This window comes from Novosphingobium sp. (genome assembly GCF_965229225.1).
Taxonomy (GTDB): domain Bacteria; phylum Pseudomonadota; class Alphaproteobacteria; order Sphingomonadales; family Sphingomonadaceae; genus Novosphingobium.
The window spans coordinates 1176661-1190066 of record NZ_OZ245867.1 but is presented as its reverse complement, the minus strand read 5'-3'; the positions used below and the strand labels follow the sequence as shown (position 1 = coordinate 1190066).

Sequence of the window (13406 nt, the reverse complement as noted above, 5' to 3'; positions counted from 1 at the left end):
GAAGACGATGTCTGCGTTCAAGGGTTTGAAGCCGATCCTGTATGGCGGCCGCGAAGTGTGGCCTCTGATCGAGGGCGGCAAGGGTGTTGCGGCAACCAACCACGCGAGTTCGGGCGCGTGGGCAGCAGCAGGGGGCATCGGCACGGTCAGCGCTGTAAATGCCGACAGCTATGACGCGACCGGCAAGATCATTCCGCAGGTCTACGAGCAGCTGACCCGCAAGGAACGCCACGAGCAGCTGATCCGCTATGGCATCGACGGGGCGGTGGAGCAGGTCCGCCGGGCCTATGACCTGGCGGGCGGAAACGGCGCGATCAATATCAACGTGCTGTGGGAAATGGGCGGCGCGCAGCCGATCCTCGAAGGCGTGCTATCACGGACGCGCGGGCTGATTGCTGGGGTCACCTGCGGCGCAGGGATGCCTTACAAGCTTTCGGAAATCGCGGCGCGGCATCAGGTATATTATCTTCCCATTGTTTCTTCGGGCCGCGCGTTTCGGGCGCTGTGGAAGCGGGCCTACCACAAGGTTCCGGAATGGCTGGGCGCGGTGGTCTATGAAGATCCGTGGCTGGCGGGCGGGCACAATGGCCTCTCCAACGCCGAGGACCCCAAGAAGCCCGAGGACCCGTACCCCCGCGTGAAAATGCTGCGCGATGTGATGCGCACCGAAGGCGTGCCGGACAGCGTGCCGATCGTGATGGCAGGCGGCGTGTGGTTCCTGCGCGAGTGGGACAACTGGATCGACAATCCCGAACTCGGCTCTATCGCGTTCCAATTCGGCACCCGGCCGCTGCTGACAGAGGAAAGCCCTATCCCCAAGGCGTGGAAGGAACATCTGCGCACGCTGGAGCCGGGCGACGTGCTGCTCCATCGCTTTTCGCCGACGGGGTTCTATTCCTCCGCCGTGCGCAACCCGTTCCTGCGCGCGCTCGAAGCCCGCAGCGAACGACAGATCCCTTATTCCAAGGTTTCGGCGGGCGAGCACACCGTGCAGCTCGACGTGGGCGTGAAGGGCAAGAACTTCTGGGTGACACCGGCAGACCGCGACCGTGCGCGCACGTGGTTCGGCGCAGGCTTCACCCATGCGCTGCGCACGCCCGATGACACCGTGATCTTCGTGACGACGGCGGAGCGCGAGACCATCCAGCAGGACCAGAAGGACTGCATGGGCTGCCTTTCGCACTGCGGGTTCTCATCGTGGAAGGACCACGACGACTACACCACCGGCCGCCTCGCCGATCCGCGCAGCTTCTGCATCCAGAAGACCTTGCAGGACATCGCGCATGGCGGGCCGATCGACGAGAACCTGATGTTTGCCGGCCACGCGGCGTACCGGTTCAAGCAGGACCCGTTCTATTCCAACAACTTCACGCCCACTGTGAAGCAACTGGTGGACCGCATCCTGACGGGGGACTGAGGGCTTGGCAGCAGAGTCCGATCCCGCAGGGGCTAAAGCCCCGCCGCGCTGGCGCTGGGCACTGGAATTCCTGGCCTTGCCGCAGATTCAGGCCGCGCCCTTGCGCCGCCCGGTCGTGGTGCCGCCGTTCGGGCGAGGGCGACCGGTCATCGTGATCCCGGGGCTGCTTTCGAATGACCGTTCGACCGCCCTGCTGCGCAATTCGCTCAGCAAGGCGGGGTTTGTTGTCGAAGGCTGGGAGCAGGGGCTCAACACCGGTGCGCAGCCGGAAAAGATCGCGCGGCTGGAGGAGCGGATTTGCAAACTGGCCGAGCAATCGGGCGAACCGGTCGTGCTGATCGGCTGGAGCCTTGGCGGCATGTTTGCGCGCGTGCTGGCGCAGCGCCATCCGGATGCCTGCCGTCTGGTGATGACTTTGGGTTCGCCCTTTTCGGGTGACCGGCGGGCGAACAACGCCTGGCGCGTCTATGAAGCGCTCAATGATCACACGGTGGATGCGGTGCCCTTTGCCGAGGACCCGGGCGAGAAGCCGCCGGTGCGCACGATCGCGGTATGGTCAAGGCGCGACGGCATCGTTGCGCCGCGCAGCGCGGCGGGCGAGGCGGGGCAGGCGGACCGGGTGGTCGAAGTGCCCTTCAAGCACTTCGAGATGGCAAGCGCGCGCGGGGCGGTGCAGGCCGTGCTGGGTTTGCTGCGCGAGGAGCTGGGGTAGGGGCGAGGTCTCTGTTTTCAGCCCCGGTTGGCCTGCAACTGCTGGAACACGCCGAGGCGGTCGGCGATCTGCCAGTGGCCGGTGAGGCGGTCCTCGGCGTCGAAGCTGTATGAAGTCGCGCCAGACATGCGGATCGTGCGGCCGGTGGCCGGGAAACCGGGGAAATCGCCGAGATGAGTGGCCTCCCACGTCCATGTCATGATCACGGCGTCCTCGTCTTCGGCCATGCGCAGCGCGGTGAAACGCTGATCGGGGAAGGGCGCTCGTGACTGGATCAGGCGCTCGGTAAACGCGGCGGGATCCAGCGTGCGGCCTTCCCACGGATCGCCGGGATCGTGGTAGACGGTGTAGGCGGGGGCAAGGTAGCCGGTCACTGCCTCTGCCTCACCCCGGTTCCAGACGGACTCGATGAAGGCAGCGAGGCGAGCCTTGCGTACGCTCACCTTATTCAAACTCCCAGGCGCGCTCGCCGTGGCTTGTGAGGTCGAGGCCCTCGCGTTCCTCGTCCTCGGTCACGCGCATCGGGATCACCATGGCGACTGCGAGAGCGCAGATCACGGTGCCCAGCGCGCTCCATGCGGCGACAGCGGCGACGCCTGCGGCTTGTGCAAAGAGCTGGCGGAACAGGCCCATGCCCTCCGCATACCCGGTGCCGCCGAGCGATGGCTCGAGGAAAATCGCGAGCAGCAGCGAGCCGACGATGCCGCCCATGCCGTGGACGGCGAAGACATCGAGCGAATCGTCGATCTCGATCCGGCGCTTGACCAGCAGGATCATCGGGTAGCAGACGGCGGCGGCAGCAAGGCCGAAGAGGATTGCGGCGCCCGGCGCGATGAAGCCGGCTGCGGGCGTCACGGTCGCCAGGCCCGCAACCGCGCCGGTGGCAAAGCCCACCGACGTGGGCTTGCCGATGCTGACCTTTTCGATGGCGAGCCAGGCGAGTGCAGCGGCGCAGGCGGCGGCATGGGTGTTGATGATCGCCGAGGCGGCATCATCCGTCGCGGCGAGCGAGGAGCCGCCGTTGAAGCCGAACCAGCCGACCCAGAGCATGGCCGCGCCGATCATTGTGAGTGCGGGGGAATGCGGCAGCATCTGCGTGCGCGGGAAGCCGCTGCGCTTGCCGATCAGCAGCGCAGCGACCAGCGCGGAAACGCCCGCGGTGGTGTGGACGACGATGCCGCCGGCAAAATCCATCGTGCCAAGGCGGCTCGCCAGCCAGCCGCCGCCCCAGATCCAGTGCGCGACAGGGGCGTAGACGATCAGGCTCCAGAGCGCCGTGAACGCGACGACCCAGCCGAAGCGGGCGCGATCGACCCATGCGCCGACCATCAGCGCGGGCGTGATCGCCGCGAACATCATCTGGAACAGCACGTAGGCGCTTTCGGGGACGAGCGTGCCTTCGCGCACATTGCCGAGCTGGCCGAGCATCCACGCCGAGCCGCCGCCTAGCCAGCCGATCGAAACCGGACCGAAGGCCAGCGTATAGCCCACCACGATCCACAGCAGCGAGGTGATCGCGGCAATCGCACCGATCTGGATGGCAACCGCGAGGAAGCCTTTGGCACGCACCAGCCCGCCATAGAAAAGCGTGAGGCCCGGCAGCGTCATCAGGAGGACAAGCGCGGAGGAGGCGAGGAGCGAAGCGGTATCGCCGCTATCTGCTGCATCCACGGCATCAGCGGCCTGGGCGTGGCCCAGCGCGGGCAGCGCAAGGGCGCAGGCGGCAAGGGCCACCGCGAAGAACTTCTTCATTCCGAACACTCCCCCACGCGATTCGCTTTGTTCTTATGCCCAGCCTTCGAGGACCTGATCGGGCGGACGATGCCCATCGGCCCAGAAACGGATGTTGGCAACAACCTTGTCGCCCGAAGCGGTGCGCCCTTCGAATGTGGCGCTGCCCATGTGCGGGAGGAGCGAGACGTTGCCAAGCGCGAGCAGGCGCGGATCGATCTTCGGCTCGTGCGCGAAGACATCGAGCCCGGCGCCGCCGATGCGGCCGGACTGCAATGCCTCGATCAATGCGTTCTCGTCTACCACATCGCCGCGCGCGGTGTTCACGAGATAGGCCTCGGGCTTCATCAGCGCGATGCGGCGCGCGTCCATCAGCATGTGCGTTTCGGGGGTCGAGGGGCAGTGGAGGGTGACGATATCCGCCTCGCGCACCAGCGTATCGACATCGGCCTCATACCGCGCGCCGACCATGCGTTCGAACGCTTCGGGCAGGCGCTGGCGGTTGTGGTAGACGATTTCGAGCCCGAAGGCGCGGGCGCGGTGGGCGACGGCCTGGCCGATGCGGCCCATGCCGATGATGCCGAGCCGCTTGCCGCTGATGCGGTGGCCGAGAAGGGTGGAGGGTGCCCATCCGGCCCAGTCACCCGATCGGATCACGCGGCCACCTTCGGCAAGGCGCCGCGAGACGGCGATGATCAACGACATCGTCATGTCCGCCGTATCATCGGTGAACACGCCGGGGGTATTGGTGACGAGAATCTTGCGGGCACGCGCCGCTGCGAGGTCGATATGGTCCGTGCCTGCGCCGAAGCTGGCGATGAGGCCGAGCTGCGGACCGGCGGAGGCAATGAGGTCCGCGTCGATCCGGTCGGTGACAGTGGGGACGAGGACGTGGGCTTCCTGCATCGCGGCGCGGATCTCGTCCTGCGACAGCGCCCGATCATCGGGGTTGAGCGTGACGTCGAACAGCTCTGCCATGCGCGCTTCCGTTTCAGGCAGCAGGCGGCGGGTCACGAAGACGCGGGGGCGGCCTTCGATCCGGCGGGTGGGCCGATAGTCGGCGCCTGGGGAAACAGAGGGCGTGTGGGCTGCGGGCATGGCGTATCGCTATGCCGCCTCGCGCCCTGCGGTCAAGCACCCGGTTGCCCGGACGCGCGAATGCTGTATCGCAGCGCGGGCGGCGAAGATGAAGGAAGGTTGAGCGTGCCCCGGTCTGGAAGGCGAATTGCGATCATTGTCCTGCTCGGCATGCTGATGGGAACACCGGCGCGCGCGGCGGACGACGAGAACGGCCCCTACTGGGTCTCGCTGCGCGGCCAGCCGGCCAACCTGCGCGTGGGGCCGGGGCGCGAGTATCGCATCAGCTGGGTCTATGTGCGCGCAGGGCTGCCGATGAAGGTGCTGCGCGCGATCGGCGGCTGGCGGCTGGTCGAGGATATCGACGGTGCGCGGGGCTGGATGCTGGCCCAGTTCCTGACCCGCACGCGCACCGCGACGGTGAAAGGCACGGTGGCGGAAATCCGCGAGAACTCGGATGGAAGCGGCCGACTGCTGTGGCGCGTGGAGCCCGGCGTTACGGGCAAGCTCGGCGATTGCGGGCCGGTCTGGTGCAAGTTCGATATCGATGGCCGGCGCGGCTACGTGGCCAAGGCCGCGGCTTGGGGTGCCGAGTAGGGGGGCGCCGAGTAGGGGGGCGCCGAGTAGGGGGGGCGCCGAGTAGGGGGGGGGCGCCGAGTAAGGGGACCCGCCAAGGCAGGCCCCCTAAGGATTCCCGCTTAGACCAGCTCGATCGCGACTGCGGTCGCTTCGCCGCCGCCGATGCAGAGGCTGGCGACACCGCGCTTCTTGCCGTGGCGCTGGAGCGCACCGATCAGCGTGGTGACGATGCGTGCGCCCGAAGCGCCGATGGGGTGGCCGAGCGCGGTGGCGCCGCCGTGGACGTTGATCTTCTCGTGGCTGATACCGAGATCGTGCATCGCGAACATCGCAACGCAGGCGAACGCCTCGTTCACTTCGAACAGATCGACATCCGCGACGCTCCAGCCGGCCTTGTCGAGCAGCTTGGTGATCGCGCCGACTGGGGCGGTGGTGAAGTCCTTGGGCGCCTGGGCGTGCGCGGCCATCGCCACGACGCGGGCGATGGGGGTGAGGCCATCGGCGGCGGCAACGCTTTCACGCGTCAGCACCAGCGCGGCAGCGCCGTCCGAGATCGAGGAGGACGTGGCGGCGGTGATCGTGCCATCCTTGGCGAAGGCGGGCTTCAGAGCGGGGATCTTGTCCGGCTTGCCCTTGCCGGGGGCCTCGTCGGTATCGACCACGGTTTCGCCGCTGCGCGACTTGACCGTGACCGGCGCGATCTCGGCGACAAAGGCACCTTCGGCAATCGCGGTCTGCGCGCGGCGCAGCGATTCGATGGCGTAGGCATCCTGCTGTTCGCGGGTGAGCTGGTATTCGTTGGCGGTGTCCTGCGCGAAGGTGCCCATGGCGCGGCCGGGCTCGTAGGCGTCTTCAAGGCCATCGAGGAACATGTGGTCATAAGCCGTATCATGGCCGATGCGCGCGCCCGAGCGGTGCTTCTTGAGGAGGTAGGGCGCGTTCGTCATGCTTTCCATGCCGCCCGCGACGACCATGTCGATGGAACCCGAAGCCAGCGCTTCCGCCCCCATGATCAGCGCCTGCATGCCCGAACCGCAGACTTTGTTGACCGTGGTCGCCTGCACCGAAGTGGGGAGCCCGGCGTGGATCGCGGCCTGACGCGCGGGGGCCTGGCCGAGGCCGGCGGGGAGCACGCAGCCCATGTAGAGCCGCTCAACCTTGTCGCCCGAGATTCCGGCACGCTCGACCGCAGCCTTGACCGCCGTGGCGCCGAGCTGGGTGGCGGGGACATCGGCCAGCGATCCCTGCATCGCGCCCATCGGGGTGCGCGCGAAGGACAGAATGACGACGGGATCGGCGCTCGAGAACGCGGGGGAGAGTTGGACCATGGAAACCATTCCTGTGCTAAGGGACCGCGCCAGGCCCCGGGGTTACGGTTGATGTAGACCCCGGGCGAGACGATTTCAATTCGCGAAGGGGCGCAAAAGCTATGCGAGGGCGGGCTGCATGCTGATCGTGTTCATTCTTGGCGCGATGGTGCTGGGCGCGGCGATCGGCAGCTTTCTGGGCGTGGTCCTCATCCGGATGCCGGATGGGCGGCCGCTGGTCATGGCGCGTTCGACCTGCGATACCTGCGACAAGGAACTGGAGCCGTTCGAGCTCGTGCCGATCCTGTCGTGGGTGATCCAGGGCGGCAAGTGCCGCGAGTGCGGCTCTGCGATCGATCGCTGGCAGCTTGCGGCGGAGCTGGGCGGGGCGGCAATCGGCGCGATGGCCGTGATGCTGAGCACCTTTCCGATCTGGGCGATGGTGCTCGGCTGGCAGCTGCTGCTGCTCGCGATGCTGGACCTGCGTCATATGTGGCTGCCGCGCCAGCTTTCGGCGCTACTGGGGGCCAGCGGCGCGCTGTTCGCACTGGTTATGGGCTATTGGTCCGAGGATGTGATGGCCGTTGTCCAGTCCATGGTGGGCGGAGTCTTCGGCTTCGCGGTGCTGTGGCTGCTAGGGCAGGGCTATCTCGCCTGGCGCGGACAGGAGGGGCTGGGGGGCGGCGACCCGCCGCTGCTGGGCGCAATCGGGCTCTGGCTGGGGCCGCTGGGGGTAATCCACACGCTGTTGGTGGCGAGCCTTGGCGGACTGGCGGTTGCCGCCGTGCTACGCGCCGCAGGGCAGCGCATCACGCGCGATACGATGCTGCCGCTCGGCACCCTGCTGGCGCTGGCGGCGTGGCCGGTGTTCTTGTGGCAGGGGATGTGATATTGCAAATCGGTATCACTTCCTGATCATTCGTATGCAGTGCCATCGGGCGCAGAAAACGGCGTGAAGCAGGGTCATCCACAGACAAAAGCTTGGATTTTGAGCCTCATCGGGCGATGCCGCACTTGCACAAGGCCACGCCCGGGACTAGGGCGCGGGGCGACATAGAAACAGGCGAGTCAATCCTTTGGCCGAGCAACTGCCTTACCTCGCGCAATATCTGCCGATCCTCATTTTCCTCGGCATCGCACTCGCGCTTTCCTGCGTGTTCGTGTTCCTGCCGATGGGCGTTTCGCGGCTGACCGGGGCTCACAACCCCAATGCCGAGAAGCTCAGCGAGTATGAATGCGGCTTTCCCGCGTTCGAGGATCCGCGCAGCCAGTTCGATGTGCGCTTCTACCTCGTGGCGATCCTGTTCATCATCTTCGACCTTGAAGCGGCGTTCCTGTTTCCCTGGGCGGTGAGCCTCAAGGAAAGCGGCTGGGCCGGCTGGGGCACGATGATAGTGTTCCTGTTCGAGCTGATCATCGGCTTCATCTATGCCTGGAAGAAGGGCGCGCTGGATTGGGAATGAGCAACATGACGTCCTCATCGATCATCCCGGCAACGGCTGCAGACCTTCCGTCCGCGCCCGATGCCGCCTTCTTTGACAGCCTGAATGCCGAAGTTTCGGACAAGGGCTTCCTCGTCACCTCGACCGAGGAACTTTTCCAGTGGGCGCGCACCGGCTCGCTGTGGTGGATGACCTTCGGGCTTGCCTGCTGCGCGGTCGAGATGATCCACGTGAACATGCCCCGTTACGACATGGAGCGCTTCGGCGTGGCCCCGCGCGCCTCTCCGCGCCAGTCGGACGTGATGATCGTGGCCGGCACGCTGTGCAACAAGATGGCCCCGGCGCTGCGCAAGGTCTACGACCAGATGTCGGACCCCAAATACGTCATCTCGATGGGCAGCTGCGCCAATGGCGGCGGCTATTATCACTACAGCTATTCGGTGGTGCGCGGGTGCGATCGGATCGTGCCCGTCGATATCTACGTGCCGGGCTGCCCGCCGACCGCCGAGGCGCTGCTGTATGGCGTGATGCAGCTGCAGCGGAAAATCCGCCGCGCCGGTACGATCGAGCGTTGAGGGGATTGCCGAAATGACCGTGCTTCATTCCGCCCCCCGCTACGCGCCGTTCGACGGCGTGCTCGAAACGCTGAGCGGCGCGCTTGGCGCAGATGTCATCTCCGCGCGCGAGCAGCATGGCGAGATCGTGATCCATGTCGTGCGCGAGCGGATCATCGACGTGCTGCGGGCCCTTCGCGATGAGCACCACTACCAGCAGCTGATGGACATTGCCGGGGTGGACTACCCCTCGCATGCCGAGCGGTTCGAGGTGGTCTATTGCCTGCTTTCGCTGACGAAGAACCACCGCCTGATCGTCAAGGTTTCCACCGACGAGGCGACCCCGGTGCCGACCGCGACGGTGCTCTGGCCCAACGCAGGCTGGTATGAGCGCGAAGTCTACGACATGTACGGCGTGCTCTTCGCCGGGCACCCGGACCTGCGCCGCATTCTCACCGACTACGGCTTCCAGGGCCACCCGTTCCGCAAGGACTTCCCGCTGACCGGCTATGTCGAGCTGCGTTATTCGGAAGAAGACAAACGCGTGGTCTACGAGAAGGTCGAACTCGCGCAGGACCTGCGGCAGTTCGATTTCATGAGCCCGTGGGAAGGCGCCGACTATGTGCTGCCGGGCGATGAAAAGGCCGGTGAGGGGGCAAAGCCATGAGCCTGCAACTGGAACAGTCGCCCACCACCGGCGACGAGGTCATCAGCAATTACACGATCAACTTCGGCCCGCAGCACCCGGCGGCCCACGGCGTGCTGCGCATGGTGATGGAGCTGGACGGCGAGATCATCGAGCGGATCGATCCGCATGTCGGCCTGCTCCACCGCGGCACCGAAAAGCTGATCGAGCACAAGACTTACCTTCAGGCGCTGCCCTACTTCGACCGGCTGGACTACTGCTCGCCGCTGGCGATGGAGCACACGTATGTGCTCGCGGTAGAAAAGCTGCTCAACATCGAAGTGCCGCTGCGCGCCCAGTATCTGCGCGTCTTGTTCGCCGAGCTGACGCGCATCTGCAACCACATGCTGAACCTCGGCAGCCACGTCATGGACGTCGGCGCGATGACGCCGAACCTGTGGCTGTTCGAGATCCGCGAGGATTGCCTCAACTTCTTCGAACGCGCATCGGGCGCGCGCATGCATGCGGCGTGGTTCCGCCCCGGCGGCGTGCATCAGGATGTGCCGCTCAAGCTGCTGACCGACATTGCCGATTGGCTGGATACGCGGTTGCCGCAGATCTTCGAAGACGCGATGAGCCTCGTCGTCGACAACCGCATCTTCAAGCAGCGCAACGTCGATATCGCGGTGGTGAGCCGCGAAGACGCGATTGCCTGGGGCTTCTCTGGCCCGATGATCCGCGCTGCGGGCATTCCGTGGGACCTGCGCAAGAGCCAGCCCTACGACGTCTATGACCGCATGGATTTCGAGATTCCGGTGGGCACGCGCTCGGATTGCTACGACCGGTTCATGGTCCGCGTGGAAGAAGTGCGCCAGTCTGCGCGCATCATGAAGCAGTGCCTGGCCGAAATGCCCGAAGGCCCGGTTTCGAGCAGCGACCGCAAGGTCGTGCCGCCCAAGCGCGGCGAGATGAAGCAATCGATGGAGGCGCTGATCCATCACTTCAAGCTCTACACCGAAGGCTTCCACGTGCCGGCGGGCGAAGTCTATGTCGCGACCGAAAGCCCCAAGGGCGAGTTCGGCGTCTATCTGGTGAGCGACGGGACCAACAAGCCCTATCGCTGCAAGATCCGCCCGACCGCGTTCAGCCATCTGCAGGCAATGGACTTCATGTCGAAGGGCCACATGCTGCCCGATGCGACCGCCATTCTGGGCGCGATCGACGTGGTGTTCGGGGAGTGCGACCGGTGAAGGCGTCCGAAATTTGGATGCGAGCAATCGCTGGCGTTTTACTGCTTTTGTTAGCTGCTTGGCTGCCGTTCGGGAGCCAATACGTCCTCTTTATTGCATTGTTCTTTACTCTCATACCCGCGCCGGTGGCTTATGCTGTAATGCTCGCTGTTGCAGCTATTCCAGCATGGATTGGCGTCTCGCAGTTCGTTGCCATATCGCGCCGTAATGAGGAAAATTCATAATGGCCGGCTACAGCAAGCTCGCCACCGCAACGGCCATGATCGAGGCCTACAACGCGCAAGATGCGGACCTTTACGTGTCCTACATGACCGACGATGCCTGCGAGGCGGGCTATCGCGGCACGGTGGTGCGCGAAGGCAAGGAAGGCACGCGCGAAGGTCTCAGGAAGATGTTCGCAGAGTTCCCCGAGAACCGCGCCGAGATCGTCAAGGCCTACGAGCTGGGCGAATACGTCGTGCTGCATGAACTGGTGCGGCGTTCGGCGGCGGCGGAGCCGTTCGAGGTGCTCACGATCTACAGTTTCGAGGGCGACAAGTGCGCCCGCGTGGAGTTCATTCGCTGATGGCTGACCGTCATATCGAACCCGATACCCCCGAGCTCAGGGCGCGTTGGGGCAGCTTTGCCTGGACGGCGGAAAACGCTGAAAAGGCCAAGGAAATCATCGCGCGCTATCCGGCTGGGCGGCAGCGCTCGGCGGTGATGCCGCTGCTCGATCTCGCGCAGCGCCAGGTTGGCGCCGAAGAGAATACGCAAGGCTGGTTGCCGATTCCGGTGATGGAATACGTGGCCAAAGAGCTCGACATGCCGATCATCCGCGTGGTCGAAGTCGCGACGTTCTACACGATGTACAACATTGCCCCCATCGGCCGGTTCCACGTGCAGGTCTGCGGGACGACGCCGTGCATGCTGCGCGGCTCGGACGACATCATGGCGGCGTGCAAGGCGAAGGGGCTCAAGAAGGGCCACACGACGGACGACGGCGTGTTCACGCTGACCGAAGTGGAATGCATGGGCAACTGCGCCTCCGCGCCGATGGTCCAGATCAACGACGACAACTACGAAGACCTTACCGCGGCGGACATGACGCGCATCCTCGATGAGCTCGCGGCGGGCAAGCAGCCCAAGACGGGCACGCAGGCGCCGGGCCGACACACGGTTGAGCCCATCGGCGGGCCGACGACGCTCACCGCCATGGTCGGTGCGAACCACGATTACCGGGGGGAATGGTGATGGCCCTCAAGCAGATCCTGATTGCCGTGGGTGCGGTGCTGATGGGACTGGGAATGCTCGATCTGGCGCGCGATGGTTCGCTGGGCGGTTGGGCGATTGCGATTGCCGCAGTGATGATCGCCTTCGCGACGCGCGGCGATGCGCCGAAGAACAACGGAGCGGACAATGCTCGCTGACAAGGACCGCATTTTCACCAATCTCTATGGCTACCAGCCGTGGAACCTGAAGGCGGCGCAGGCGCGCGGGGACTGGGACAACACCAAGGCCCTGATGGAGCGTGGGCAGGACGCGATCATTCAGGAAATCAAGGATTCGGGCCTGCGCGGTCGCGGTGGTGCGGGCTTCCCGACCGGTATGAAGTGGTCGTTCATGCCCAAGGAGAGCAAGGACGGCCGTCCGAGCTTCCTCGTCATCAATGCCGACGAATCCGAACCCGGTTCGTGCAAGGACCGCGAGATCATCCGCCACGCTCCGCACAAGCTGATCGAAGGTGCGCTGGTAGCGGGCTATGCGATGCGCGCGCGGGCCGCCTATATCTACATTCGCGGCGAGTACATTCGCGAGGCCGAGACGCTGTTTGCCGCGGTTGCCGAAGCCTATGAGGCGGGGCTGCTCGGCAAGAACGCCTGCGGTTCGGGCTATGACTTCGATGTCTTCGTCCACCGCGGCGCGGGCGCCTACATTTGCGGCGAAGAGACCGCGATGATCGAGAGCCTCGAGGGCAAGAAGGGCCAGCCGCGGCTCAAGCCGCCATTCCCGGCAGGCGCTGGGCTCTATGGCTGCCCGACCACGGTGAACAATGTCGAGAGCATCGCGGTTGCGCCGACGATCCTGCGGCGCGGGGCGGCATGGTTTTCGAGCTTTGGGCGCGACAACAACAAGGGCACCAAGCTCTTCCAGATCAGCGGGCACGTGAACAAGCCCTGCGTGGTTGAGGAAGCGATGAGCATCCCGTTCAGCGAGCTGATCGAGAAGCACTGCGGCGGCATTCGCGGCGGGCGCGACAATCTGCTCGCGGTGATCCCCGGCGGGTCTTCGGTGCCGCTGGTGCCGGCAGCGGAAATCTGGGACGCGCCGATGGATTTCGACGGGCTGAAGGCCGTCGGTTCGGGCCTCGGCACGGCGGCGGTTATCGTGATGGACAAGTCCACCGATATCGTCCGCGCGATTGCCCGCCTTTCGTACTTCTACAAGCATGAGAGCTGCGGCCAATGCACCCCGTGCCGTGAGGGCACTGGCTGGATGTGGCGCGTGATGGAACGCCTGCGCACCGGCGATGCGGCGGTCGAGGAAATCGACATGCTGCAGCAGGTGACCAAGCAGGTCGAAGGCCACACGATCTGCGCGCTCGGCGACGCGGCGGCTTGGCCGATCCAGGGCCTGATCAAGCACTTTCGGCCCGAGATCGAACGCCGGATTGCGGAGAATCAGCGGGAGGCCGCGGAGTGAGGCTTGCCCATCATCTTGTTGCCTCACTGC

At 65.4% G+C, this 13406-nt stretch carries 17 protein-coding genes; 13 read left to right on the top strand and 4 right to left on the bottom strand.

Translation table 11 applies throughout. The annotated features are described in order from the left end of the window. The first annotated feature begins 7 nt into the window (after positions 1-7). Positions 8-1417: an NAD(P)H-dependent flavin oxidoreductase gene (locus ACO06X_RS05290; protein ID WP_298173047.1), complete on the top strand. Its 1410-nt coding sequence runs from the start codon at positions 8-10 to the stop codon at positions 1415-1417. A gap of 4 nt (positions 1418-1421) precedes the next feature. Then, positions 1422-2129 carry a lipase family alpha/beta hydrolase gene (locus ACO06X_RS05285; protein WP_421838925.1) on the top strand — a complete coding sequence of 236 codons (708 nt, stop codon included), beginning with the start codon at positions 1422-1424 and terminating at the stop codon, positions 2127-2129. A 17-nt stretch (positions 2130-2146) separates the two neighbouring features. On the opposite strand, the gene ACO06X_RS05280 is transcribed toward ACO06X_RS05285, so the two are convergent. From ACO06X_RS05280 to ACO06X_RS05270, 3 genes are read right to left on the bottom strand one after another with little or no spacing between them, the layout of a single operon-like run. After that, on the bottom strand, positions 2147-2572 hold the full coding sequence (locus tag ACO06X_RS05280; RefSeq protein WP_421838924.1) for an ester cyclase: 426 nt from the start codon (positions 2570-2572) through the stop codon (positions 2147-2149). Between the two features lies 1 nt (position 2573). Next, entirely contained in the window at positions 2574-3881 is a 1308-nt protein-coding gene (locus ACO06X_RS05275) for an ammonium transporter (protein ID WP_421838923.1), read from the bottom strand. A gap of 33 nt (positions 3882-3914) precedes the next feature. Next, positions 3915-4958: a 2-hydroxyacid dehydrogenase gene (locus tag ACO06X_RS05270; protein WP_421838922.1), complete on the bottom strand. Its 1044-nt coding sequence runs from the start codon at positions 4956-4958 to the stop codon at positions 3915-3917. A 105-nt stretch (positions 4959-5063) separates the two neighbouring features. Between ACO06X_RS05270 and ACO06X_RS05265 the strand changes: the two genes are divergently transcribed. Then, entirely contained in the window at positions 5064-5534 is a 471-nt protein-coding gene (locus tag ACO06X_RS05265) for an SH3 domain-containing protein (RefSeq protein ID WP_421838921.1), read from the top strand. A gap of 101 nt (positions 5535-5635) precedes the next feature. Here ACO06X_RS05265 and ACO06X_RS05260 read toward each other — a convergent pair whose 3' ends face one another. Beyond that, entirely contained in the window at positions 5636-6844 is a 1209-nt protein-coding gene (locus ACO06X_RS05260; RefSeq protein ID WP_421838920.1) for an acetyl-CoA C-acyltransferase, read from the bottom strand. Between the two features lie 118 nt (positions 6845-6962). Between ACO06X_RS05260 and ACO06X_RS05255 the strand changes: the two genes are divergently transcribed. The 10 genes from ACO06X_RS05255 (at position 6963) to nuoF (ending at position 13376) form a co-directional block, all read left to right on the top strand. Continuing rightward, positions 6963-7712, top strand: coding sequence for a prepilin peptidase (locus ACO06X_RS05255; protein WP_421838919.1), 750 nt, complete (start codon positions 6963-6965; stop codon positions 7710-7712). A gap of 199 nt (positions 7713-7911) precedes the next feature. Beyond that, positions 7912-8286, top strand: coding sequence for an NADH-quinone oxidoreductase subunit A (locus tag ACO06X_RS05250; protein WP_421839856.1), 375 nt, complete (start codon positions 7912-7914; stop codon positions 8284-8286). Then, complete coding sequence (locus ACO06X_RS05245; protein ID WP_421838918.1) at positions 8283-8840, top strand: NuoB/complex I 20 kDa subunit family protein; 558 nt, start codon at positions 8283-8285, stop codon at positions 8838-8840. The genes ACO06X_RS05250 and ACO06X_RS05245 overlap by 4 nt, the downstream gene beginning before the upstream one ends. A 13-nt stretch (positions 8841-8853) precedes the next feature. Next, positions 8854-9486, top strand: coding sequence for an NADH-quinone oxidoreductase subunit C (locus tag ACO06X_RS05240; RefSeq protein WP_421838917.1), 633 nt, complete (start codon positions 8854-8856; stop codon positions 9484-9486). Continuing rightward, on the top strand, positions 9483-10694 hold the full coding sequence (locus ACO06X_RS05235; protein WP_421838916.1) for an NADH-quinone oxidoreductase subunit D: 1212 nt from the start codon (positions 9483-9485) through the stop codon (positions 10692-10694). Before ACO06X_RS05240 ends, ACO06X_RS05235 begins: the two co-directional genes overlap by 4 nt. After that, entirely contained in the window at positions 10691-10918 is a 228-nt protein-coding gene (locus tag ACO06X_RS05230; protein WP_421838915.1) for a hypothetical protein, read from the top strand. The genes ACO06X_RS05235 and ACO06X_RS05230 overlap by 4 nt, the downstream gene beginning before the upstream one ends. Then, positions 10918-11259, top strand: a complete 342-nt coding sequence (locus tag ACO06X_RS05225) for a nuclear transport factor 2 family protein (protein WP_421838914.1) — start codon at positions 10918-10920, stop codon at positions 11257-11259. Before ACO06X_RS05230 ends, ACO06X_RS05225 begins: the two co-directional genes overlap by 1 nt. After that, positions 11259-11927 carry a complex I 24 kDa subunit family protein gene (locus ACO06X_RS05220; protein ID WP_421838913.1) on the top strand — a complete coding sequence of 223 codons (669 nt, stop codon included), beginning with the start codon at positions 11259-11261 and terminating at the stop codon, positions 11925-11927. The genes ACO06X_RS05225 and ACO06X_RS05220 overlap by 1 nt, the downstream gene beginning before the upstream one ends. Then, positions 11927-12103, top strand: coding sequence for a hypothetical protein (locus ACO06X_RS05215; RefSeq protein WP_421838912.1), 177 nt, complete (start codon positions 11927-11929; stop codon positions 12101-12103). Before ACO06X_RS05220 ends, ACO06X_RS05215 begins: the two co-directional genes overlap by 1 nt. After that, on the top strand, positions 12093-13376 hold the full coding sequence (gene nuoF / locus ACO06X_RS05210) for an NADH-quinone oxidoreductase subunit NuoF (RefSeq protein WP_421838911.1): 1284 nt from the start codon (positions 12093-12095) through the stop codon (positions 13374-13376). Before ACO06X_RS05215 ends, nuoF begins: the two co-directional genes overlap by 11 nt. Positions 13377-13406 lie beyond the last annotated feature (30 nt).

Excerpts from the sequence above, each read along its gene's own strand:
- ACO06X_RS05290 (WP_298173047.1), top strand. The coding sequence starts at position 8 with ATGTCTGCGTTCAAGGGTTTGAAGCCGATCCTGTATGGCGGCCGCGAA.
- ACO06X_RS05275 (WP_421838923.1), bottom strand. The coding sequence starts at position 3,881 with ATGAAGAAGTTCTTCGCGGTGGCCCTTGCCGCCTGCGCCCTTGCGCTG.
- ACO06X_RS05270 (WP_421838922.1), bottom strand. The coding sequence starts at position 4,958 with ATGCCCGCAGCCCACACGCCCTCTGTTTCCCCAGGCGCCGACTATCGG.
- ACO06X_RS05260 (WP_421838920.1), bottom strand. The coding sequence starts at position 6,844 with ATGGTCCAACTCTCCCCCGCGTTCTCGAGCGCCGATCCCGTCGTCATT.
- ACO06X_RS05255 (WP_421838919.1), top strand. The coding sequence starts at position 6,963 with ATGCTGATCGTGTTCATTCTTGGCGCGATGGTGCTGGGCGCGGCGATC.
- ACO06X_RS05245 (WP_421838918.1), top strand. The coding sequence starts at position 8,283 with ATGAGCAACATGACGTCCTCATCGATCATCCCGGCAACGGCTGCAGAC.
- ACO06X_RS05240 (WP_421838917.1), top strand. The coding sequence starts at position 8,854 with ATGACCGTGCTTCATTCCGCCCCCCGCTACGCGCCGTTCGACGGCGTG.
- ACO06X_RS05235 (WP_421838916.1), top strand. The coding sequence starts at position 9,483 with ATGAGCCTGCAACTGGAACAGTCGCCCACCACCGGCGACGAGGTCATC.
- ACO06X_RS05225 (WP_421838914.1), top strand. The coding sequence starts at position 10,918 with ATGGCCGGCTACAGCAAGCTCGCCACCGCAACGGCCATGATCGAGGCC.
- ACO06X_RS05220 (WP_421838913.1), top strand. The coding sequence starts at position 11,259 with ATGGCTGACCGTCATATCGAACCCGATACCCCCGAGCTCAGGGCGCGT.
- ACO06X_RS05215 (WP_421838912.1), top strand. The coding sequence starts at position 11,927 with ATGGCCCTCAAGCAGATCCTGATTGCCGTGGGTGCGGTGCTGATGGGA.
- nuoF (WP_421838911.1), top strand. The coding sequence starts at position 12,093 with ATGCTCGCTGACAAGGACCGCATTTTCACCAATCTCTATGGCTACCAG.